The organism is Flavobacterium sp. ENC (assembly GCF_020991415.1).
In the GTDB taxonomy this organism is placed as follows: domain Bacteria; phylum Bacteroidota; class Bacteroidia; order Flavobacteriales; family Flavobacteriaceae; genus Flavobacterium.
In genome coordinates this window covers 605,601-627,281 of sequence record NZ_JAJMOY010000001.1, presented here as the reverse complement: position 1 = coordinate 627,281, position 21,681 = coordinate 605,601, and the positions used below count along the sequence as shown (strand labels likewise).

Below are 21,681 nucleotides of genomic sequence, written 5' to 3'. Positions count from 1 at the left end.
TTTCTTAACTCTATTCTCTATTCCACACCAAACTTTATTCCAATAAAAAAGGCGGAATTTCTTCCACCTTTTTTGCCCCAAATCTACCATATACTTAACCTACTAATGTTATGGTGTAGTAAATGTAGAATAGCTATGCTGTAATGCCAAATATTTTAGACGAAATGCAAATAAACTCGATGAAATACGTAATTTCTTACTTTGAATAAATCCTTGACTTTATTCCAATAAAAAAGGTGGAATTGCTTCCACCCTTTTTGCCCCAAATCTACCATAAACTTAACCTACTAATGTTATGGTTTCCCAAAAGTATTGTAGCTTTTCTGTTTTGCCAAACATATAGGATGAAAGGCAAAAAAAACCGATGAAATGCACAAATTAACCTTTTGTTAATAATTGTTTAATATGCTCTCGCGTCTTTTCCTTCATAAAAATTCATGAAAGCTCTGTTTACAACACGATTCCCACCCGGTGTAGGATAATCTCCGGTGAAATACCAGTCTCCAAGATTTTTAGGACATGCAATGTGCAAATCTTCCACTTTTTGGAAAATGATTTTTACTTCAGCATTGATTTCAGGAGAACTTAGCATTTCAGCAATTTTATCTGAAATCTCTTCCGGTGTAAACTGATCATAAATGGCAGTCACATAATTGATAACATCTGTATCAGCAAAGTTTTCCTGTGCTTTACATTTGGTGTAAACTTCGTCGACTATATGGTATAAGTTTCTTTCTTTTAATAAAGCCAGTGCTGCCCTAAAAGCAACAAGACCTTCCAGTTTTGCCATATCAATTCCGTAACAGTCCGGATAACGGATTTGCGGAGCCGAAGAAACGATTACAATGCGTTTTGGTTTTAGACGATCCATCATTTTAATGATACTCATTTTAAGAGTTGTACCACGAACAATACTGTCATCAATAATTACCAGATTGTCTGTAGGTTTTATTACTCCGTAGGTCACATCATAAACGTGGGCAACTAAATCATCACGGCTGCTGTCTTCGGTAATAAAAGTTCTTAGTTTCGCATCTTTAATCGCTACTTTCTCTGTACGGATTTTTACCGCTAATAATTCCTGTAAGGTTTCGGCAGTAAGCGTATTTCTGTTTTCTAAGATATAATTGTTCTTACGCTGATTCAGGAAATCCTGGGCAGCTTCAACTAAACCATAAAAAGAAGTTTCAGCGGTGTTCGGAATGTATGAAAAAACAGTATTATCGGTATCGCTGTCAATGGATTCAAGAACCGCAGGCAAAATTAATTTACCTAAGTTTTTACGTTCCTGATAAATTTCGGCATCGCTGCCTCTTGAGAAATAAATTCGTTCAAAAGAACAGGCTTTTTTAACGGTTGGTTCCAGGATTTGTTCCATCGAAACTTTTCCGCTTTTTTTGATGATTAAAGCATTTCCCGGATCGATTTCCTGAACACTTTCAAAAGGTACATTAAATACAGTCTGAATAACAGGACGTTCAGAAGCCACGACCACAACTTCATCATCCTGATAAAAGTATGCCGGACGAATTCCTGCAGGATCTCTGAAGACAAAAGCATCTCCATGACCTAGTAAACCGGCCATTGCATAACCTCCATCTAAATTTTTAGCCGAACGGGCTAATATTTTTGCGATATCCAGGCGTTCTGCAATAACAGGAGAAGCTTCTCTTTTAGAATAGCCTTCTTGTTTGCAGTCCTGATACAATTGCATTACCTCTTTGTCAAGGAAATGACCTATTTTTTCCATTACAGTAACGGTATCGGCCATTTCTTTCGGATGTTGTCCAAGCTCTACTAAGTTTTCGAAAAGTTCTTTAACATTCGTCATATTAAAGTTACCTGCCAAAATAAGGTTGCGGTGCATCCAGTTACTCTGACGTAAAAAAGGATGTACACTTTCGATACTGTTTTTGCCGAAAGTCCCGTAACGAACGTGACCTAAAAATAACTCTCCTATATAAGGTATGTTTGCTTTTTGTTTTTCAACATCATTTGCATATTCAGGATGCGCAGTCATTTCCTCGTTGATACGGTCATTGATTTGTGCAAAAACATCCTGTATAGGCTGCGAATGATTCGAACGAACCCTGCTGATGTAACGCTGCCCTGGTTCGACATCAAGTTTGATGCTGGCAAAACCGGCACCATCCTGACCACGGTTGTGTTGCTTTTCCATCATCAGGTACATTTTTTGTATCCCGTAAAAAGCCGTTCCGTATTTTTCTTTGTAATATTCAAGCGGTTTCAGAAGTCTAACTAAGGCTATACCACATTCGTGTTTTAACGCGTCGCTCATTTTTTTTGTATTTGTGTTGTTGTAAGTTGTGTGTATTAACGTAATAAAAAAAGCCCCGTTTTATCGAGGCTCTCAGGCATTATATTTCTATGTCAAACTGAGTTAACGATTTAAATTGCTGTAATCGAATCGCTACTTCAGCTTTGCTTAATGTTTGCATCCTTTCGGTTCCAAATTTCTCTACACAGAATGAAGCGAGATTTGAACCATAAATAATGGCGTTTTTCATGTTCCCGAACGAGATGTTTTCGCTTTGCGCAATAAACCCTGAAAAACCTCCTGCGAAAGTGTCTCCGGCTCCTGTCGGATCAAAAACATCTTCTAAAGGCAATGCCGGTGCAAAGAATACTTCTCTGTTGTGGAATAAAAGTGCGCCGTGTTCTCCTTTTTTGATCACCACATATTTTGGTCCCAGTTCCTGGATTTTGTTCGCTGCTTTTACTAATGAATATTCTCCTGAAAGCTGTCTTGCTTCTTCGTCGTTGATTGTGATGACGTCTACACGTTTAATTACCTCAAGCAATTCCGGTAAAGCGCAGTCCATCCAGAAATTCATAGTATCTAAAACTACTAATTTTGGTTTTTTCTCCATTTGGTCCAGAACACTGCTTTGTACTAACGGATGTAAGTTTCCTAACATCACAACATCAGCATCCTTATAGTTTTGAGGAACTTTTGGCTGAAAATCAGCTAAAACGTTTAGTTCCGTTACCAGAGTGTCTCTTGAATTCAAATCGTTGTGGTATAAACCGCTCCAGAAAAAGGTTTTTCCGCCTTTCACAATTTCGATACCCGAGATATCAATATTTCTTGAAGTTAAAAGATCTAAATGTTCTTGAGGAAAATCGTCACCAACTACAGAAACAATGGCCGATTGCAGGTTGAAAAAAGATGCTGATAAACCAATGTACGTTGCAGCACCACCTAAAATTTTATCTGTTTTTCCGAAAGGAGTTTCAATCGCGTCGAAAGCAACTGTTCCAACAATCAATAATTTATTCATTTTATGAATTTCGAATTAGGGTGCAAAGATACTTCATAAGTTGCAATATTGCAACGGTTTACACTCTCAAAATTTTCATAAAAAAACAATATCGTTTTCGGGCTTAAAACTATTGTAAATGAGTAAATTATATTGGATTCATTGGAATGCTTAAAATAGCATTTCCGGATTTAAATAGCAAGTTTTATTTTTGAAAAAACTGCGTTTTTTACTCATAGTATACCTTATCTACAACTCATACTTCTTATCAAAATAATTCTTCAAAACCCCAATCTGAATTAAAATCATTATGGGTACTATTAAAACCGCGTACAATATGTTTTTGGAAAAATGAATTCCGGAAAACACCGTAGCAGCTTTATCCAGGTCTAAATATAATATAGGTGTTTCTAAAGTAGAAGTGTTGTTATTTGCATACAGACAATATGCAATCAAAGCAGTTAAGCCTGCACCCAGAAGTATCCAGGTTTTTTTAGAAATCAAAGGTTTGTAAACTTTCGTTTTGCTCTTTTCAGCCGCTAAAACCTGATCCATTATTTTTGAAGTGAAGTCAATGGATGGTGATTCCAAAGTACTTTCGGCCATCATTTTATCAATAAGATTCTCTATGTTTTTATCGCTCTCTTTCATAATACTCCAGTATTTCGGGTTCTAATTGCTTTTTAAGGATAACAGCTAATTTTTGTCTGCTTCTGAATAATTTTACTTTGGCGTTATTGGCTGAAATGTTCATGATTTTTCCAATTTCTTCCAAACTCTGATCGTCAAAATAAAACAAGGTCAGTATAATATTGTCTTCTCCGGGCAGCAAATTTAAACAATTCTGAATCGTCTGCTTTCGTTCTTTGTCTTCTAAGGCGCTCAGCGCATTGTCCATTGTTTTTATCAAATGTGCCGAAAACTCATCGATCGAGATATTGTTTTCTTCCTTTTTGCTTTTCTTTAAACGATCCAGACAAGTGTTGTAAGCGATTTTATAACTCCAGGTTGAAAATTTCGAATCGCCTTTAAACTTTCCCAAAGAGTTGTAAATCTTGATAAAAGTATCCTGTGCCACTTCCTCAGCTTCTTCCCGGTTTTTGACCATTTTGAGCGCCAGGCTAAAGATCATATCCTTATAACGATTTACCAGCACGGCAAACGCATTGCGGTCGCCTTGCAGGATTAAATTGATATAATGTTGATCTTCTAATGTACTCATATTATATAGGACGACCTTTTGTTTGTTTAGGTTACAAGGAAAGTGAAAAAAACAATATTTTTAAAAATCCAAATCCAAATATTGAAATCCCAATTAGTACAGATGAAAATAAGGACATATATTATAGTGCTATATAATAAACTCAAAGTTAAGGGTAATTTCGTTGGAATTTGGATTTTAAAAAATTGGAATTTCTTCCCTTTTAGAATTTAAAAATTGAAATTTTCACTAAAACCTGTAACCTAAATGAAACTCCTCTCGTCTTATGAAGTATCAATCAATTAAAAACAAAATATTATGATACCAGGAATTTTAATACCACTTAGTTTTTTTCTAATGATCTTCGGGATTGTTTATCTTATTTATTCAACCAGAAACCGCGAACGGCTGGCACTTATCGAAAAAGGTGTCGATGCCAGCATTTTTTTGCAAGGCAGGGAAAAAGGCGTTTCCGCCTGGAAAATCATAGTTGTTAATCTGGCTTTTTTATTAATTGGCAGCGGCGTTGGAATTTTTCTTGCCTTGCTGATTACAACTTACACCTCTTTAGAGGATGGTGCCGTTTATCCTTCCATTATCTTTATCATGGCGGGAATCGGACTTTTGACCGGATTTAAAACTGCAAAAGACCTGGATAAGGAATAAGTAAGAATTTAAGTTAGTACAGAAAACGCATCTGCCGCAGCGGATGCGTTTTTTTTATTCTTTAGATCCGATGGTTTCGTAATAAACATCTACAGAAAGTTTGGGCTGCATAGATGCCATCACGGCAAGCTGGTCGCATCGTTCGTTTTGCGGATGATTGTTGTGGCCTTTGATCCATTTAAAGTCGACCTGATGTTTGCGGTAAACGATTAAAAAACGTTTCCATAAATCCGGATTTTTTCTGCCGGCAAATTTCTTTTTTTCCCAGCCTAAGACCCATTTTTTTTCAACTGAATCTACGACGTACTTAGAATCAGAAATTACAAGGACTTTCATATTCGGGTTTTTTAATTTCTCCAGACCTACGATTACAGCCAAAAGTTCCATTCTGTTGTTTGTCGTAAGACGAAAGCCTTCGTAAAATTCCTTTTTATGCGGTGTTCCAACCAATTCCATGACTACGCCATAACCTCCGTTTCCCGGATTTCCTTTAGCGGCGCCATCAGTATATATATGTACTTCGTGATTCATTTTTTTAGACTTCTTAGATCGTTGGACTTCTTAGATATTTAGATATTTAGATTTTTAGATTTTGGATTGCTGGATGTAGACAGCTTAGAATGTAGGATTTTAGACTTCATGGATTTCTATTAGAAATGCTTAAATACTTCCAATGTCTAACTAGCGTAAATAATCCAAAAATCTAACAATCCAACAATCTAACATTCTAAGAAGTCTAACATTCTAACAATCTGGAAATAATTTCCGGAAAATACTTTTGTTCTAATTCATGAATCTTTTCGGCCACTGTTTCAGGTGTGTCGTCTTCGGTTAGCAATACATTTTTCTGAAAAATAATGCCGCCTTCGTCATAATGTTCATTTACATAATGAATGGAGATTCCGGTTTCTTTTTCCTTATTATTTACTATTGCCCTGTGAATGTGCATTCCATACATTCCTTTTCCGCCGTAATTGGGTAAAAGGGCAGGATGGATGTTAATAATTTTCTCGGGATATTGTTCAATTATGTGGTCCGGGAATTTCAATAAGAAACCTGCCAGAACAATCAGGTCCGGGTCGATTTCCTGTATTTTTTGCAGTAAATTTCTTTCTAAAAGTTCATTTTTTGAAAAGATTTCGACTGGAATATGATGATTTTTGGCTCTTTCGATAACTTTTGCAGAAGCATTATTCGTAAAAACCGAAACGACTTTTGCGATTTTGGTTTTTGCAAAATGTTTTATAATGTTTTCTGCATTACTTCCTGATCCTGAGGCAAAAACAATAATTTTTTTCATAATCGACTTTATTTTGAGAATGCAAAAAACGGAATAAAAAACGAAAATAAATAGTATTAAAAGGGCTTTCTTGAAATTAATTTTATAAATTAGTATCACATTTATAAACTAAATAGTTGTTTTAAAATAAAGTTTTTTATTTTTGCCAACAAATTAAATTCTAAAATTAAAGATTATGTCAGACATTGCATCAAGAGTAAAAGCGATTATCGTAGACAAATTAGGCGTTGACGAAAACGAAGTTGTAACAGAAGCAAGCTTCACTAATGATTTAGGGGCTGACTCATTAGACACTGTTGAGCTTATTATGGAATTCGAAAAAGAATTTGATATCCAAATTCCAGACGATCAAGCAGAAAACATTGCTACTGTTGGTCAAGCTATTTCTTATATCGAGGAAGCTAAAAAATAATAATACCACACCCGATTTCTAAAAAATCCCAATTTTTGAAATTCCAAACTCCAATTTTGGAATTTGACTTTTGAAATTTGAAATTTGTTAAAAATCGGGTGTTATTATTTTTTTAAAATTTAAAATTCGATTGGTTTTCAATCAAAAAGATATATTTATATTGTAATACCCATAGCTCTTAAAGTAACACTACAGTTAAGAAAGCATGGGTTTTATTTGTTTAAAGTACAAAATACATATTTATGACGTTAAAGCGAGTTGTTGTAACAGGATTAGGTGCTCTTACTCCTATCGGGAATAATATCCAGGATTATTGGGAGGCACTTTTGAATGGAGTTAGCGGAGCCGCTCCTATCACGTATTATGATACAGAGAAGCATAAAACGAAATTTGCCTGTGAAGTAAAAAACTTCAATATTGAAGATTACATGGATCGCAAGGAATCTCGAAGATTAGATAAATTTGCGCAATATGCTGTTGCTGCCAGTGATGAAGCCATTAAAGATGCCGGACTTACGAATGATAATATCGACAAAACAAGAGTAGGTGTGATCTGGGGAGCAGGAATTGGAGGTTTGGAAACGTTCCAGGAAGAAGTAATTTATTACGCTAAAGGGGACGGAACGCCAAAATTCAATCCGTTTTTTATTCCAAAAATGATTGCCGATATTGCTCCTGCGCACATTTCAATGCGTAATGGGTATATGGGTCCAAATTATACTACTGTTTCTGCATGTGCCTCTTCTGCAAATGCCTTAATAGATGCTTTCAACTACATTCGTTTAGGAATGTGTGATGTTATTGTATCAGGTGGTTCAGAAGCTGCCATTACGATTGCAGGTATGGGAGGTTTTAACTCCATGCATGCTTTATCTACCAGAAATGAAAGCCCTGAAACAGCTTCAAGACCTTTTGATGCAACCAGAGACGGTTTCGTTTTAGGAGAAGGAGCAGGAGCTTTGGTTCTTGAAGAATACGAACATGCCAAAGCCAGAGGCGCAAAAATTTACTGCGAAGTTGGCGGTGGCGGAATGTCTTCTGATGCTTACCACTTAACAGCACCACATCCGGAAGGAATTGGCGTTATTGCGGTAATGAAAAACACCTTGAGAGATGCAGGAATGAACCCTGAAGATGTAGATCATATCAACACTCACGGAACTTCTACTCCACTAGGAGATGTAGCCGAACTAAAAGCCATCAGTGCTGTTTTCGGAAGTCATGCAAAAAACATCAATATCAACTCTACAAAATCGATGACAGGACATTTACTGGGTGCTGCCGGAGCTATTGAAGCTATTGCTTCTATCCTGGCTATGAAACACGGAATTGTTCCTCCGACGATTAACCATACTGTTGTGGATGAAAATATTGATCCTGCATTAAACCTTACCTTAAACAAGCCTCAAAAAAGAGAGGTAAATGTTGCCATGAGTAACACTTTTGGTTTTGGTGGACACAATGCTTGTGTATTGTTTAAAAAATTAGCTGACTAGTTTTGTCTATGAATTTTATCAAAAAAATATTTTCAAAATCCCGTTCTCCAGAAGACGGGATTTTTTTTGACACTATTCAGAAAATACTTGGTTTTCAGCCCGCTTCGATAGATTTTTATAAGAAAGCTTTTACACACCGCTCTTCCAATAAGCTGGATGAGTCCGGACATCCGATTAATTACGAACGTCTGGAATTTTTAGGAGATGCTATGTTAAGTGCTGTAATTGCAGCACATTTATTTAACAAAGCGCCTAATGGGGATGAAGGGTATTTAACGAAGATGCGCTCGAAAATCGTAAGCCGCGAACACCTGAATGAATTGGGGAAAGACCTGAACTTAGTCCGGTTTGTAGAAAGTAAAGTGCCCATTCATCATTTTGGTGAAAACATTCACGGTAATATTTTTGAATCCCTTATTGGGGCTATTTATTTAGATAGAGGATATCCTTTTTGTGAAAAGTTTATTCAGAAAAGAGTCATTACACCTTATGTTGATATCGCCCGGCTTGAAGGGAAAGTTATTAGTTATAAAAGTCTGGTTATCGAATGGTGTCAGAAAGAAAAGAGAATCTTTCATTATGATATCTTTGAAGATAACGGAATTGACGGACAACGTTTGTTTGGTGTAAAATTAAGTATAGACGATAAAGTAATTGCAAGAGCAAGAGCAACTTCAAAAAAGAAGGCAGAAGAAAAAGCATCGCAACGGGCTTATTTTGCATTTCAGGAAAAAATAGATAAGAAATAACTACATAAATAGCGTGGCGATGTTAAAGCTACAACGTTTTCGTTTATAAATTAACAAAAACAAGCTAATCTTACCTGTTGATGGTCCGTTAGAAATAGTATATTTACAACTTGATTTTTCATGATATGGCAATTCATAGATTGGATTTGGACGAATTTGACGAAATTGATTATTATTTAATGGCAATCCATACTTCTTTGGAAGATTACCGACTGGCCTATTTTATCAATAAAAAACTTCCGATAAACTTAAGTAAGAGCAAGAACGAGATCCACGCTCAGACTAAGGAAGGTGAAGCAAATTTTTCCAGATTTTACTATTATGATTCTGAAAAGGCCGTTTCGTGGAATCTGATTCAGAATAAAAATGAAATCATTTCTGTGAGTAAAAATGATTTCCAGAATTTGTTTTCCAATGAGACGAGTGAGGTTTCTACAACAATTCATTTACTTCCTGAATTCAAAAAAGTAGATTTTTTCCTGAAAATCGATATCAGCGACGAGGCTGTTGATTATTCAGAAATCCAACAACAGTTAAATGCAATAGAGAGTATCGCAGCTATATATGTTGTTGATACAAACAAAATAAAGTCAAAAAACAATTTAATTTTTTAAAAAAAATGCTTACAAACAAAAAAACCAAAATTGTAGCCACACTTGGACCTGCATGTGGAACTAGAGAGATTATCAAGGATATGATCGACGCAGGTGTAAATGTGTTTAGAGTTAACTTTTCGCATGCTGATTACGAAGGAGTAAAAGAAAAAATTGGAATTATCAGAAGCCTGAACGAAGAATTTGGTTACACTACAGCAATCCTTGGGGATTTGCAGGGACCAAAACTAAGAGTTGGGGTTATGGAAGAAGGAACCGTAGTACATGATGGTGACATCATTACTTTTACTACTGCTGAAGACGTGATCGGAACCGCTTCAAAAGTATTCATGAAATATCAGAATTTCCCAAATGATGTAAACCCGGGTGAGCGTATTTTGCTTGATGACGGTAAACTGATTTTTGAAATTATTTCAACAGATAAAAAAACAGAAGTTGTTGCCAAAGTAATTCAGGGTGGAGAATTAAAATCTAAAAAAGGGGTTAATCTTCCAAACACTAAAATTTCTTTACCGGCATTAACTGAAAAAGATATTGCAGATGCTATTTTTGCTATCGAGCAAAAAGTAGACTGGATTGCACTTTCATTCGTAAAAACGCCTCGTGACTTACAGGATTTACAGGAATTGATTGCAAAACATTCAGATGTTAAAATTCCAATTGTTGCTAAAATTGAAATGCCGGAAGCTCTTGAGAACATGGATAAAATTGTAGCCTATTGTGATGCCTTAATGGTGGCCCGTGGAGACTTAGGAGTTGAACTTCCTGCACACGAAGTGCCATTGGTACAAAAAGACTTGATCAGAAGAGCCAAAACGGCCAGAATCCCGGTTATTGTTGCGACTCAGATGATGGAAACCATGATTACAAGTTTAACACCAACAAGAGCAGAAGTAAATGACGTTGCCAACTCGGTAATGGATGGTGCTGATGCCGTAATGTTGTCCGGAGAAACTGCTACAGGAAATTATCCGGTACAGGTAATTCAGAAAATGACTCAGATTTGTGAAGCAGTTGAAGACTCTCCGCTAATCAATGTTCCTCAAAATACGCCGCAAATCAAAACAAAACGTTTTATTACTAAAACAGTTTGTCACCAGGCGGCTTTATTGGCGAATGAAATTAAGGCAAAAGCAATTTGTACGCTAACAAACAGTGGGTATACTGCTTTCCAGATTTCTGCATGGAGACCATCTTCAGCACATATTTTGGTGTTTACTTCAAACAGAAGAATCTTAACACAATTGAATTTATTATGGGGAGTAAAATCATACTACTATGATAAAGACGAAAGTACAGATGATACGGTAACTGACGTTAACAGAATAGCAGTTGAAAAAGGATACGCTGTAAAAGGAGATTACTTGATCAACCTTGCGGCAATGCCAATTAAAGATAAAGGAATGGTAAATACGATGAGAGTTTCTGAAATAGAATAGTCCTCTCGTTTTACGATAACAACCTATCAAAAAAGGGTTTATGAAAATTTCATAAACCCTTTTTTATTGGTGATTGGTGTAGTTTATTTTTTCCAGTAAGGCGCCATGATTTTATTTTCTTTATGGCTTAGCGCCAATAAGACTATTGCTCCGATAAGACAGAATACGTTGGCCTGAATACTGCCTTCCGGTCCAAATTCTCCTCCGGTTAAAAGGACTGATCCTTGTATTTTGCTTTCCAGTACACTTTTGGTTTTTTCGTTTCCGGAAGTGATCGCACCAAAAATGCCCGACTGCGTAAAATTCCACGCAAAATGCAGCGTAATCGGAAACCATAAATTTCGGCTGTAAACAAAAGCGGTACCCAGCAGGAAACCGGCAAACGTAATACACAATCCCGAAAGCAAAGTACTGTTTGGATTGGCCATGTGCAGGGCTCCAAATAAAACAGCCGAAATACTCAGGGCAATATAAGTTCCCAGTTTTTCCTCGATAATCCGGAACACAATCCCGCGAACCAATATCTCTTCAATAATCGCAATTGTAAAAGCCACCGTAAGCGGAATCAGAATAAACGAAACCGGATTTACGGCAACAACACTAAACCCTCCGCTAATATAAATTACCAGAATCGTTAAGGCCTGAAGTCCAAAACCGGTTAAAGTTCCTATGATCAGATTTTGAGCCAGTCTTTTTGACGATAATTCGGTTACGGCTCTTTTTTCATAATAGGTAAAGAAAAGAATATAACTCGTAACAGCTAAAGCCGAAACGAAAATTCCTTTAAAAAGATTTCTGAAGTCTTTATCCAGGGCAGTCATTCCAAGTAATTTTGCGGCAATTTGCTGTCCGATAATTACGAAAGCCATAAAGACAATTAAGGCCAGAATGATTTTGGTAACGGGAAAATTAAATATTTTTTGTTTGGCAGTAAGCGTTTCCATTTGAGTTTGATTTAATGATTATTATAAGACAAATGTAGCCTGCCTCAAAACCAAAAAATAGAATGAAATTTGCTTCTCTTATAATTTTTGAAATTGTTTCGGAAGAAATCCGGTCTGGTTTTTAAACGTCCGTATAAAGTGGCTCTGATCGGCAAAACCGCATTGAAAACTAATTTCGGTCAGATTATTCTCTTTCGAATCGATCAGCGAAAGCGAACGGTTTATTTTAATCCGGCGCATGTATTCGCCAAGCGTACAGCCAAAATATTTCGGAAAATGTTTTGAAATGGTAATGGGATTTAGATTTAAAACCTGCGCCAGATCCTGCAGGTTCGGGTTTTCGTTCCAGCAATCGTTGAGCAGTTCCTTTAGGCTTTTCACCCAAAACGGACTTTTTTCGAATTGGTCCAAATGCGCATTCGGGTTGGACAGCTGCGCAAAAAGCATGTTGATTGTATCGCCCGAAAACGGATCGGCAACCAGGGATTCCTTAAAAATCTTAAGAATCAGAAATTTGGTAAGCGTGGTATTCCGTACCGATTTTTCGATGATGGCTTCGTTAATCTGAAGTTCCCGGAGAACGTTTTCTTCGATCTCGAGGTTAATGTTTTTAGACGGGAAAAGTGTATTGTGATTGAGGTGCAATTCATCGCTGTGGTAAAACAACAGCGAACCGGGACCAACATCAAGAGTGGAATTTTTTCGTTTTTCCGACGTGCCGCCTCTCAGGAAAAGCGTAATGTGCGCGTTGTTGTGCGAGTGCCAGCCTTCAAAAACTTTCTGCTGATACTCGGTTTCTACAACAGCAATTCCCTGACTGTTGTTGTAAATGTTTTTGGTATTGCCTAAGTATTTCTCTTTTTCGAGTTCGTACATTATTGATGGGAATTACAGCCACCAAATTACTACTAATTCAGAAACTATGAACGGTTCTTTTTTCCCGATTGTAAAAAAACAACCCTGATTTTGCATATTTTGTACTATTTTACGCCTTAATAAAAAGATTATGAAAATATTAACCGCAGAAGGGCAATAAATTACATAAAATTTAATTGTTTTGTAACAAATTAGAAACATCACAGACTAATTTATTCAAACCTTAAACATTAATTTATGAATCCATTTTCATTCAAATCGGTACTTGCGGCTTCGGTATTTTTTGTTGGAGCAAGCAGCTGTTTTGCACAGGACGTTTTGGTAAACTCCTTAAAACTAAATGCGAGTGATAAAAGTAAAGAGAACTTTAAATTCACGGAACAAATCAATTTAGGAACAACCTCTGTAAAAACACAAGGTTCTTCAGGAACCTGCTGGAGTTATTCTACCAACTCTTTTTTAGAGTCAGAAATGATTCGTTTGGGAAAACAGCCGGTTGAATTGTCTCAGATTTATTCGGCGAGAAATGTTTATGTTGAAAAAGGAATCAATTATGTCCGTATGCACGGAGCGGTTACTTTGGGTGACGGAGGTGCTTTGCACGATGTAATTAATATGTACAGAAAATACGGAACCGTTCCTAGAGAAGTCTACACAGGACTGAATTACGGAACCGATAAAAATAAATTTGGAGAAATGTCTGCACTTATCGAAGGCGTTTTGGCGGCTGTGGTAAAAAATCCAAACGGGGAATTAACACCCAACTGGCAAAAAGCGTATGCAGCGGTTATTGATTCGTATTTAGGAAAAGCGCCGGATAATTTTACCTACAAAGGAAAAAATTACACGCCACAATCTTTTGCGAAAGAAGTAGTAGGAATCAATCCCGATGATTATATCGAAATGTCATCGTTTACCACAGCGCCGTATTACCAAAAAACAACTATGATGGTGCCGGACAACTGGTCTTTTGATCAGGTGTACAATGTAAAAGTAAACGATATGACAGACGTTATCGACAATGCTTTGAAAAAAGGATACACTGTAGCCTGGGCAACTGACGTAAGTGAAAAAAGCTTTAGCTGGAAAAATGGTGTAGCGTATGTTCCGACCAAAAAATTCGATGATATGACTGCAGAAGAAAAAGCAGACATGTTTAACGGACCAAAACCGGAACCGGAAATCACAGCTGAAATGCGTCAGGCTGCGTTTGACAATTACACCACTACGGACGATCACGGAATGCACATTATAGGTCTTGCCAAAGATCAGACCGGAAGAGAATATTACATCGTAAAAAATTCCTGGGGAGAAACAAACGACTATAAAGGGTTCTTATTCGTAACCAAAAATTTCGTAAAATATAAAACAACTGCTCTATTAGTAAACAAAGGCGGGCTTCCTGCTGAGATTGCCAAGAAATTAGGAGTGTAAGTTTATTCTCAAATTTTATATAAAATAGCGCTGCAAGCAATTGCAGCGCTATTTTTTTTGAAAATTAGCAAGCCTTAAATCAGGTATAAGTACTGGACTTGGTTGTGTTAGGTGTCCTTAAATTCGTCTTGATTAAGTCATTAACAGGCGTTTCCCCGAAAAGCCTGAACAGAGTAGGGCGATCCGATAAACAACGAAACCATGTCAACACCCAAAGTAATCACAGTACCCATTACAGATCAACAGCATCTGTTATTTTTATTTATTCCTCTGAAAAAAGGTTTTCTAACCCAGGCAATGGGAGAAGTTCAAAAAGCTAAAGAAGCTGTAGCTTTGTTAACCGCTCCAACCGGAGATCCCCGTAAAACAACCGGTGTCCATTATTTTACCATTTATGCGCAGGCAGACGGAACTCCAACTCCGGGAATACCTGTTCCGGGATTTCAGTCTTATCCGGGAAAAGATGTATTGGTGGTTATGTCCATCTATGACGGGCAATTCGATGATTATATCAGCTCGTTCTTCAAGATAGAGCAAATTGTGGATGGTCTAGACGGCCTGTTGCAGTTTATAGATGAAGAGGGAATTCCGGGTGTAGACCCAGACGGACCAACATCTGCAAAATTTATAAAAAAGAAAAAAAACGACGAAAATAGCGGAGTGGTTAAAAATGCAGCAGCATTTTACTGCTTGCTGATGCGTTACAATTTTGGTGATCCCGTTTTCTCAGCAGGAGATAAAAAAGGAAAATATGTTTTTGGCACCAATTTTCCGGGACTTACAGTAGCAAAAATTATTGATAACTATCCAAATGCCGATAAAGTATGGCCAGCGGTTCCGGGTGAGGTGAGTTATAATTTTCCGAAAGCCCAAAAACCGGATTGCGAATAATTTTGAATCTAATCTTAATGAAGATAAACTATGAGTAATTCCAGTCAAATTGAGATGAATGATATACAGGGATTAATATTGCGGGGCTATAATTTTCCTCATATCAGATATATTATTTTCAGTATAAAAAATACTGACGGAGCAAAACAGTTTTGTGCAGACCTGGCTTCGGGAACTGCTCCCGGTGGTTTGTTGATAACCAATGCAGAGCCGTGGGAAAACATGGAAAAACCGGACTATTGTCTTAATATTGGTTTTACGTATGCAGGTTTAGAAAAGCTTATAGGTACAGCTAATAGTAAAGCAGTAGAACGGCATTCAAGTCGCGAAGTGTTTAAATCCTTTAAAAAAGGAGCCGTAGAAGATGCCGGACAAATGGGTGATACCGGAGAGAGTGCTCCGGCGAACTGGTGGAAAAACGGAGGCTGGATACCAAAAGAAGCACCAACTGCCAATGGCAGTGAGCTTCATATTCAAATAACGCTTTTTACTTTGACCGCTGAAAACAGAGAAAAATACTATGCGGCTTTGCTGGGTATGATCACAGAAACACCATCAGGGCCAGCTGTAATTCCGGTATATTATCAGGATTCAGATCCTGTTACAGTCGATGGAAATTCAGATTATGTACATTTTGGGTATCGCGATAGTCTGTCTCAGCCCCGCATTGATGATATTATATGGGAAAAGCCCAAGATGCGAAAATTAATGGGCATCAGCAGTATCGATGACCGGCCAAAAGTACCACTCGATCGTTTTGTGATCAGCCAACAGGCGAAGGATTATTATGCCCATACTTTATTGGTAAACGGTACCTTTTCGGCGTTTCGATTGTTGTATCAGGACGAAGCCAAATTCAATAGATTTATCCATTCCAACACTGAAATCTCGCCCGAATTAATGGCTGCAAAAATGTGCGGACGCTGGCGTGACGGTACACCTCTTGTGGTATCTCCTGACAAGGAAGATAAAAGCCTGGGAGAACCCAGTACCAAAAATTTTAATTTTACGAATTTCAATTACTTAACGCCAAGCCCAAACCAGCAAGGCGATCAAAGCAGTGACGAACTCGCCTTAAAATGTCCGTATGCAGCGCACATCCGAAGAGCAAACCCGCGGGATGATATAAACGTAAAAGGGAATGATGATAACGCCGAAACGCATCGTATTGTAAGACGCGCATCGCCGTACGGACCCGTTTATGATCCTGCTGAAAAACCCGGCATACAACGCGGATTGGTTGGATTGTTTATTGGTGCTGTTCTTGATTTTCAGTTTCGCTTTGTGACGAGGCTCTGGTTAGAACAAGGCGGTTTTAGAAATCCCGATGCATCGCCAAATTATAGCGGAGTAGACCCAATTTTTGGACCACAGGCCGACGATAGCAGTCCGGATAATTTTGTCTTTGCTTATAATGAAAAGGGAACTTATACAGAAACCCCAAACCTGACGCGTTTTGTACGTACAGACGGAAGTTTGTATTTGTTTTTACCCGGAATCTCAGGGTTGAAATACATCTCGCAAGGGATAATTCCGCCGCCGCTTACTGTGAATTAAAGATAGAATGGGGGCTAATGGTTTTTAGGTTTCATTTTGAAAAGAAACTGTAACAAATTTATTTTTATTAAAATTTGTTTCAAAAACACGAACAAATTTTTTAAATTTTAATTTTGTTTCAAAAAGCGAAACAAAATATTTTTAATTCCTTTTTTGTTCATAAAATTTTGAAATGTAAAACAGACACGCCAAAACAAAAAAAGAGAGATCTCAGACGAGATCTCTCTTTTATATAAATGCTATGTTTTAAAAAGAATTACTTCTCCTTCAACAATTTTTCTAAATATTCAACTTTTTCTTTTTCAGCCAGAACCAAACGTTCGTAAAGTTCCACCACTTTATCAAGAGGATTAAATGAGCATTGATGATTTTGACTGAAAGCTCCCTGACTACTGCTAAAATCAGTATCATTAAAAGTATTGAAATAATTAGTCATATTTTCCTCAGAGAAATTTTTAATGGCTTCTGCTGTTACACCAAGTGCTTTAGCAACTTCTATCAGTTTTTCTTCATCAATTGTTTCGCTGTTTTCAATAATCGAAATAGCTTGTTGATTGGTGCCTAAAGCCTGTGCCAATGCTTCCTGCTTCATATCACGAAGTTCACGAATACGGCTGATTTTTCGGCCTATATGATTTGGTTTTGTTGCTGTGCTCATAGTTCAAAGATATTTAAAATTGTTGAGAAATAATCGGTTCTGTACGATACAAGTTTACATTAGTAACTTATAATTATTCAATTTGGGCTAATGCTTCCTTGTAGGGCGTGAAACAAAAGTATAAATTTTCTTACATAAAACAAAAACTAATAGTTTTGCAAACTTCATTTTATCATTTGCAAAAAGTATCAATCATTGATCCTTCCAAATATCAATCCGATTGCATCAAACGATTCTTTTTCGAATTCGAGCGCTTCGAGATTGCCAACGATACACTGTAAGCCTACTTTGTTTTCGCTGGCCAGTTGCAGGGCTTTAATTTGCCCTTTAGGGTTTAAATTAAAAGGAACTGACCTTCCGGTTCAGCTGCGCGACAAACAGGTTAAAATCGCCAGTCTGTGTCGGTCATGTGGTGTGATGCTTTACCATATAAGTGATATAAGTTCATTTAATTTTATGTGTCATTTCGAGTGAAGGGAGAAATCGCAGTAGAAACTTCGTATCTAAGAATTACCAATCTTTGTCGATCGCCTGGTGTCATTTCGACGTGAGGAGAAATCACACAAGAAACTCCGTAACTATAATCGCTAATCTTTGTCGATCGCCTGGTGTCATTTCGCAGTGAGGAGAAATCACGCAAGAAACTCCGTAGCTAAAATCGCCAATCTTTGTCGATCGCTTGGTGTCATTTCGACGTAAGGAGAAATCACACAAGAAACTCCGTAGCTATAATCGCCAATCTTTGTCGATTATCTTGTGCGATTTCTCCCTTTGGTCGAAATGACAAACTGGACTAATAATATGGTTGACATATATAACAAAAAAAAGACCATCATTTCTGATAGTCTTATTTGCTCCCTCTCTTGGGCTCGAACCAAGGACCCTCTGATTAACAGTCAGATGCTCTAACCAACTGAGCTAAGAAGGAATCACCTTAAAGGTAAATATGTTTGCTAAAAAAAGTTGCTCCCCCTCTTGGGCTCGAACCAAGGACCCTCTGATTAACAGTCAGATGCTCTAACCAACTGAGCTAAGGAGGAAGTTGTTGCTCTTTTTAGCGAGTGCAAATATAGTTGATTTTTTAATTTCGCAAAAATATTTTAGCACTTTTTCTCAATTATTTTTATCTGCCTACAATTGCCTTGTAGATATCGTTTCCGTTAGCAAACAAAAGCAGTGCTATAAGTAAAACGAAACCAACCATTTGGGCGTTCTCTAAGAATTTATCGCTCGGTTTTCTGCCGCTGATTATTTCGTATAATAAAAACATCACGTGACCTCCGTCAAGGGCAGGAATTGGCAATAAATTCATAACACCAAGCATAATTGACAATAAAGCCGTGATCGACCAGAATACTTCCCAGCTCCATGAACTCGGAAAAATGTTAAAAATCGCTGCAAAACCACCTACTTGTTTGTATGCTTTGGTTTCCGGATTGAAAATCATTTTCAGCTGTTTTCCGTAACCTACCAACTGGTCTTTCCCTTTTTCAAGTCCAACCGGAATAGATTCGAAGAAACTATATTCTTTGGTACTTATTTTATAGTAGCCTAGTTTTTCTAAATCAGATAAATCTACACCGCCTGCAATTACACCCAATTTTCCGTTTTTATCTACTTTTACCGTAACCGGAGTTTGTTTTAAATCACGCAGCACAACAGCCGGAATTGTTTTTCCTTTGTTGCTGGCCAAAATAGCCACTGCCTGATCGTAATATTTTGCCTGTTGACCGTTGATGCTCACAATTAGATCTTTTGCCTTTAAATCTTTATTTCCGGATTCAGCAGGAACATCTTTTATCGCAAAAGGTTTACGGATTGTTACTAAAAGGCCTTTTTCGTATTTCGATAACTGATCTACAAAATCAGTTGGCATCGTAATGGTTTGCTCTTGACCGTTTCTTTCAATCAGGACCTGTTTCGCCATGATGATGTTCATGTTTAAATCACCATCAAAGTTCACCACTTTTTTACCGTCAATCGAAACCAGTTTGTCTCCGGTTTTAAAACCAGCTTTCAGCATCACCGGATTTTCAACCAGAACACCGTCTTTCAAATCACTGTTGGCAACATAGGTATCACCGTAAGCAAACGCCATTCCGATATAGATAATAAACGCCAGGATAAAGTTTACCGTAACACCACCCAGCATAATAATCAAACGCTGCCATGCCGGTTTAGAACGAAATTCCCACGGTTGCGGAGGCAGGGCCATTTGTTCTTTGTCCATGCTTTCGTCGATCATACCCGAGATTTTTACATAACCTCCAAGCGGTAACCATCCGATTCCGTATTCTGTTTCGCCGATTTTCTTTTTAAGAAGAGAATATTTAACATCAAAAAATAAGTAAAATTTTTCGACTCTTGTTTTAAATAATTTAGCAGGAATAAAATGTCCTAATTCGTGAAGAATAATAAGTAAAGATAAACTCAATAGAAATTGAGAGAGTTTGATAACTATATCCATTTTGTATTTTTAGTTCGTAATTTAACGCACAAAAGTAACGTTTCTATTTTAATTTGATAGTGCAAGATAATACATAAGGTTTTAAATGTTTGTTAATTAATAAACATTTAGATTTCTCCTTTTAGGCAGATGCCTTAACTTTACTTTTTTAAACGCTATCGTACCCAATAGGTAGCACACAACTATTAAAAGTTACAAAATATGGCTTCATTATTATTTTCTCCACTTACAATAAAAGAAATTACCTTAAAAAACAGAATCGTTATTTCGCCTATGTGTCAGTATTCTTCAGTTGACGGATTTGCAAACGACTGGCATTTGGTTCACTTAGGAAGTCGTGCCAGCGGCGGAGCAGCTTTGATCATTCAGGAAGCGACAGCCGTTTCTCCGGAGGCAAGAATATCTCCTTCAGATCTTGGAATCTGGAAAGATGACCACATTCAAAAATTAAAACCGATCAACGAATTTATCGTTTCTCAAAACGCCGTTCCCGGAATTCAGCTGGCGCATGCCGGACGAAAAGCCAGTGTTTCGGCTCCGTGGGAAGGCAATAAAAAGTTAGATTTCGCCCAAGGCGGATGGCAGACGGTTTCTGCGAGTGCGATTCCGTATCACGATGATGAACCATTCCTTCCGGAAGCTTTAGACCAAAACGGAATCCGTAAAGTAGTTTCCGATTTTAAAGCAGCAACCAGAAGGGCTGTTGAAGCGGGCTATAAGGTTGTGGAAATTCATGGGGCACACGGTTATTTACTGCACCAGTTTTTATCGCCTTTAACGAATGTCAGAACCGACGAATACGGAGGAAGTTTTGAAAACAGAATCCGTTTTACTTTGGAAATTGTCGAAGCCGTTCAGTCGGAATGGCCGTCAGATTTGCCGTTATTCGTTCGGATTTCAGCAACAGACTGGGCAGAAGGCGGATGGAATCCGGAAGAATCTGTAAAGCTTTCGAAAATACTAAAAGAAAAAGGAGTAGATTTAATTGATGTTTCATCGGGCGGATTGGTTTCACACCAAAAAATTCAGATTGGTCCCGGTTATCAGGTTTCCTTTGCTGAAAAAATCAAAAAAGAAGCTGCCATCTTAACCGGAGCGGTGGGATTAATTACAGAATCGCAACAAGCCGAAGATATTTTGAATAACGGTCAGGCCGATTTGGTTTTATTCGCCAGGGAATCATTAAGAAACCCGAACTTAGCTTTAGATTTCGCCAAAGAACTACACGACGATATTCAATGGCCAAAACAATACGAACGCGCTAAGATTTAATTTTTTGCCACAGATTATTTTGATTAAAAGGATTAAAAAAAGTTTGCCACGAATTGCACTAATTTTCACAAATCTGTGCGTGTAAAAATGCTAAATTAATTCGCGGAAATTCGTGAAATTTGTGGCAAAAAAATCTTTCCCATCACAATAATCTCTGGCAAAAAAAAGCAATACAAAAATTCAATGAAGGTAAAGAGACATTAAATTAATTCGCGGAAATTCGTGCAATTAGTGGCAAAAAAAATCTTTTTAATCGAGAAAATCTGTGGCAAAAAAACAATACAAAAATTCAATGCAGGAAAAGAGACATTAAATTAATTCGCGGAAATTCATGCAATTAGTGGCAAAAAAAATCTTTTCCAATCACAATAATCTGTGGCAAAAGAAAGCAATACAAAAATTCAATGAAGGTAAAGAGACATTA

At 37.3% G+C, this 21,681-nt stretch carries 20 protein-coding genes and 2 tRNA genes; 10 read left to right on the top strand and 12 right to left on the bottom strand.

Translation table 11 applies throughout. The annotated features are described in order from the left end of the window. Window positions 1-400: 400 nt before the first annotated feature. From LPB89_RS02540 to LPB89_RS02525, 4 genes are all read right to left on the bottom strand, one after another. Window positions 401-2,299 (bottom strand): amidophosphoribosyltransferase, encoded by a 1,899-nt coding sequence (locus LPB89_RS02540; protein WP_127338174.1) that lies wholly within the window; start codon window positions 2,297-2,299, stop codon window positions 401-403. A gap of 79 nt (window positions 2,300-2,378) precedes the next feature. Continuing rightward, entirely contained in the window at window positions 2,379-3,302 is a 924-nt protein-coding gene (locus LPB89_RS02535) for a PfkB family carbohydrate kinase (protein WP_127338175.1), read from the bottom strand. A 228-nt stretch (window positions 3,303-3,530) separates the two neighbouring features. After that, window positions 3,531-3,932: a hypothetical protein gene (locus tag LPB89_RS02530; RefSeq protein WP_230700118.1), complete on the bottom strand. Its 402-nt coding sequence runs from the start codon at window positions 3,930-3,932 to the stop codon at window positions 3,531-3,533. Next, window positions 3,916-4,503, bottom strand: coding sequence for an RNA polymerase sigma factor (locus LPB89_RS02525; protein WP_230700117.1), 588 nt, complete (start codon window positions 4,501-4,503; stop codon window positions 3,916-3,918). The genes LPB89_RS02530 and LPB89_RS02525 overlap by 17 nt, the downstream gene beginning before the upstream one ends. Window positions 4,504-4,800: 297 nt before the next feature. Between LPB89_RS02525 and LPB89_RS02520 the strand changes: the two genes are divergently transcribed. Beyond that, a complete protein-coding gene (locus tag LPB89_RS02520; RefSeq protein ID WP_230700116.1) occupies window positions 4,801-5,148 on the top strand; it encodes a DUF6249 domain-containing protein in 348 nt (115 codons plus the stop codon). A gap of 54 nt (window positions 5,149-5,202) precedes the next feature. Here LPB89_RS02520 and rnhA read toward each other — a convergent pair whose 3' ends face one another. Next, window positions 5,203-5,679 (bottom strand): ribonuclease HI, encoded by a 477-nt coding sequence (rnhA, locus tag LPB89_RS02515; protein WP_127338180.1) that lies wholly within the window; start codon window positions 5,677-5,679, stop codon window positions 5,203-5,205. A gap of 205 nt (window positions 5,680-5,884) precedes the next feature. Beyond that, window positions 5,885-6,448 carry a phosphoribosylglycinamide formyltransferase gene (gene purN / locus LPB89_RS02510; protein ID WP_230700115.1) on the bottom strand — a complete coding sequence of 188 codons (564 nt, stop codon included), beginning with the start codon at window positions 6,446-6,448 and terminating at the stop codon, window positions 5,885-5,887. A gap of 175 nt (window positions 6,449-6,623) precedes the next feature. Between purN and LPB89_RS02505 the strand changes: the two genes are divergently transcribed. The 5 genes from LPB89_RS02505 (at window position 6,624) to pyk (ending at window position 11,158) form a co-directional block, all read left to right on the top strand. After that, the gene (locus tag LPB89_RS02505; RefSeq protein ID WP_007137004.1) at window positions 6,624-6,860 is read left to right on the top strand and encodes an acyl carrier protein; all 237 of its coding nucleotides are present in this window, start codon (window positions 6,624-6,626) and stop codon (window positions 6,858-6,860) included. 242 nt (window positions 6,861-7,102) lie between these two features. After that, entirely contained in the window at window positions 7,103-8,356 is a 1,254-nt protein-coding gene (gene fabF / locus LPB89_RS02500) for a beta-ketoacyl-ACP synthase II (RefSeq protein ID WP_154340425.1), read from the top strand. Window positions 8,357-8,364: 8 nt separating this feature from the next. Continuing rightward, window positions 8,365-9,105: a ribonuclease III gene (gene rnc / locus LPB89_RS02495; protein ID WP_230700114.1), complete on the top strand. Its 741-nt coding sequence runs from the start codon at window positions 8,365-8,367 to the stop codon at window positions 9,103-9,105. Between the two features lie 125 nt (window positions 9,106-9,230). Then, complete coding sequence (locus LPB89_RS02490; protein ID WP_230700113.1) at window positions 9,231-9,719, top strand: IPExxxVDY family protein; 489 nt, start codon at window positions 9,231-9,233, stop codon at window positions 9,717-9,719. A 5-nt stretch (window positions 9,720-9,724) separates the two neighbouring features. Then, window positions 9,725-11,158 (top strand): pyruvate kinase, encoded by a 1,434-nt coding sequence (gene pyk / locus LPB89_RS02485; RefSeq protein ID WP_230700112.1) that lies wholly within the window; start codon window positions 9,725-9,727, stop codon window positions 11,156-11,158. An 83-nt stretch (window positions 11,159-11,241) separates the two neighbouring features. Here pyk and LPB89_RS02480 read toward each other — a convergent pair whose 3' ends face one another. After that, the gene (locus tag LPB89_RS02480; protein ID WP_230700111.1) at window positions 11,242-12,102 is read right to left on the bottom strand and encodes a CPBP family intramembrane glutamic endopeptidase; all 861 of its coding nucleotides are present in this window, start codon (window positions 12,100-12,102) and stop codon (window positions 11,242-11,244) included. A gap of 78 nt (window positions 12,103-12,180) precedes the next feature. Beyond that, window positions 12,181-12,978 (bottom strand): AraC family transcriptional regulator, encoded by a 798-nt coding sequence (locus LPB89_RS02475; RefSeq protein WP_230700110.1) that lies wholly within the window; start codon window positions 12,976-12,978, stop codon window positions 12,181-12,183. Window positions 12,979-13,215: 237 nt separating this feature from the next. Between LPB89_RS02475 and LPB89_RS02470 the strand changes: the two genes are divergently transcribed. The 3 genes from LPB89_RS02470 to LPB89_RS02460 all read left to right on the top strand — a co-directional run bounded on the left by LPB89_RS02470 (window position 13,216) and on the right by LPB89_RS02460 (window position 16,860). Then, window positions 13,216-14,412, top strand: coding sequence for an aminopeptidase C (locus LPB89_RS02470; RefSeq protein ID WP_230700109.1), 1,197 nt, complete (start codon window positions 13,216-13,218; stop codon window positions 14,410-14,412). Window positions 14,413-14,613: 201 nt separating this feature from the next. Continuing rightward, entirely contained in the window at window positions 14,614-15,303 is a 690-nt protein-coding gene (locus LPB89_RS02465) for a hypothetical protein (RefSeq protein ID WP_230700108.1), read from the top strand. 30 nt (window positions 15,304-15,333) lie between these two features. Next, entirely contained in the window at window positions 15,334-16,860 is a 1,527-nt protein-coding gene (locus LPB89_RS02460; RefSeq protein ID WP_230700107.1) for a hypothetical protein, read from the top strand. A 256-nt stretch (window positions 16,861-17,116) separates the two neighbouring features. On the opposite strand, the gene LPB89_RS02455 is transcribed toward LPB89_RS02460, so the two are convergent. The 4 genes from LPB89_RS02455 to rseP all read right to left on the bottom strand — a co-directional run bounded on the left by LPB89_RS02455 (window position 17,117) and on the right by rseP (window position 19,985). Continuing rightward, window positions 17,117-17,518 carry a helix-turn-helix domain-containing protein gene (locus LPB89_RS02455; protein ID WP_230700106.1) on the bottom strand — a complete coding sequence of 134 codons (402 nt, stop codon included), beginning with the start codon at window positions 17,516-17,518 and terminating at the stop codon, window positions 17,117-17,119. 854 nt (window positions 17,519-18,372) lie between these two features. Then, window positions 18,373-18,446 (bottom strand) — tRNA-Asn (locus LPB89_RS02450). Window positions 18,447-18,484: 38 nt separating this feature from the next. Further along, window positions 18,485-18,558 (bottom strand) — tRNA-Asn (locus tag LPB89_RS02445). A gap of 83 nt (window positions 18,559-18,641) precedes the next feature. After that, on the bottom strand, window positions 18,642-19,985 hold the full coding sequence (rseP, locus tag LPB89_RS02440; RefSeq protein WP_230700105.1) for an RIP metalloprotease RseP: 1,344 nt from the start codon (window positions 19,983-19,985) through the stop codon (window positions 18,642-18,644). Between the two features lie 201 nt (window positions 19,986-20,186). On the opposite strand from rseP, the gene LPB89_RS02435 reads away from it, so the two are divergent. Then, a complete protein-coding gene (locus LPB89_RS02435) occupies window positions 20,187-21,257 on the top strand; it encodes an NADH:flavin oxidoreductase/NADH oxidase (RefSeq protein WP_230700104.1) in 1,071 nt (356 codons plus the stop codon). Window positions 21,258-21,681 lie beyond the last annotated feature (424 nt).

Coding starts and splice junctions, on each gene's coding strand:
- LPB89_RS02540 (WP_127338174.1), bottom strand. CDS start 2,299: ATGAGCGACGCGTTAAAACACGAATGTGGTATAGCCTTAGTTAGACTT.
- LPB89_RS02535 (WP_127338175.1), bottom strand. CDS start 3,302: ATGAATAAATTATTGATTGTTGGAACAGTTGCTTTCGACGCGATTGAA.
- LPB89_RS02530 (WP_230700118.1), bottom strand. CDS start 3,932: ATGAAAGAGAGCGATAAAAACATAGAGAATCTTATTGATAAAATGATG.
- LPB89_RS02525 (WP_230700117.1), bottom strand. CDS start 4,503: ATGAGTACATTAGAAGATCAACATTATATCAATTTAATCCTGCAAGGC.
- LPB89_RS02520 (WP_230700116.1), top strand. CDS start 4,801: ATGATACCAGGAATTTTAATACCACTTAGTTTTTTTCTAATGATCTTC.
- rnhA (WP_127338180.1), bottom strand. CDS start 5,679: ATGAATCACGAAGTACATATATATACTGATGGCGCCGCTAAAGGAAAT.
- purN (WP_230700115.1), bottom strand. CDS start 6,448: ATGAAAAAAATTATTGTTTTTGCCTCAGGATCAGGAAGTAATGCAGAA.
- LPB89_RS02505 (WP_007137004.1), top strand. CDS start 6,624: ATGTCAGACATTGCATCAAGAGTAAAAGCGATTATCGTAGACAAATTA.
- fabF (WP_154340425.1), top strand. CDS start 7,103: ATGACGTTAAAGCGAGTTGTTGTAACAGGATTAGGTGCTCTTACTCCT.
- rnc (WP_230700114.1), top strand. CDS start 8,365: ATGAATTTTATCAAAAAAATATTTTCAAAATCCCGTTCTCCAGAAGAC.
- LPB89_RS02490 (WP_230700113.1), top strand. CDS start 9,231: ATGGCAATTCATAGATTGGATTTGGACGAATTTGACGAAATTGATTAT.
- pyk (WP_230700112.1), top strand. CDS start 9,725: ATGCTTACAAACAAAAAAACCAAAATTGTAGCCACACTTGGACCTGCA.
- LPB89_RS02480 (WP_230700111.1), bottom strand. CDS start 12,102: ATGGAAACGCTTACTGCCAAACAAAAAATATTTAATTTTCCCGTTACC.
- LPB89_RS02475 (WP_230700110.1), bottom strand. CDS start 12,978: ATGTACGAACTCGAAAAAGAGAAATACTTAGGCAATACCAAAAACATT.
- LPB89_RS02470 (WP_230700109.1), top strand. CDS start 13,216: ATGAATCCATTTTCATTCAAATCGGTACTTGCGGCTTCGGTATTTTTT.
- LPB89_RS02465 (WP_230700108.1), top strand. CDS start 14,614: ATGTCAACACCCAAAGTAATCACAGTACCCATTACAGATCAACAGCAT.
- LPB89_RS02460 (WP_230700107.1), top strand. CDS start 15,334: ATGAGTAATTCCAGTCAAATTGAGATGAATGATATACAGGGATTAATA.
- LPB89_RS02455 (WP_230700106.1), bottom strand. CDS start 17,518: ATGAGCACAGCAACAAAACCAAATCATATAGGCCGAAAAATCAGCCGT.
- rseP (WP_230700105.1), bottom strand. CDS start 19,985: ATGGATATAGTTATCAAACTCTCTCAATTTCTATTGAGTTTATCTTTA.
- LPB89_RS02435 (WP_230700104.1), top strand. CDS start 20,187: ATGGCTTCATTATTATTTTCTCCACTTACAATAAAAGAAATTACCTTA.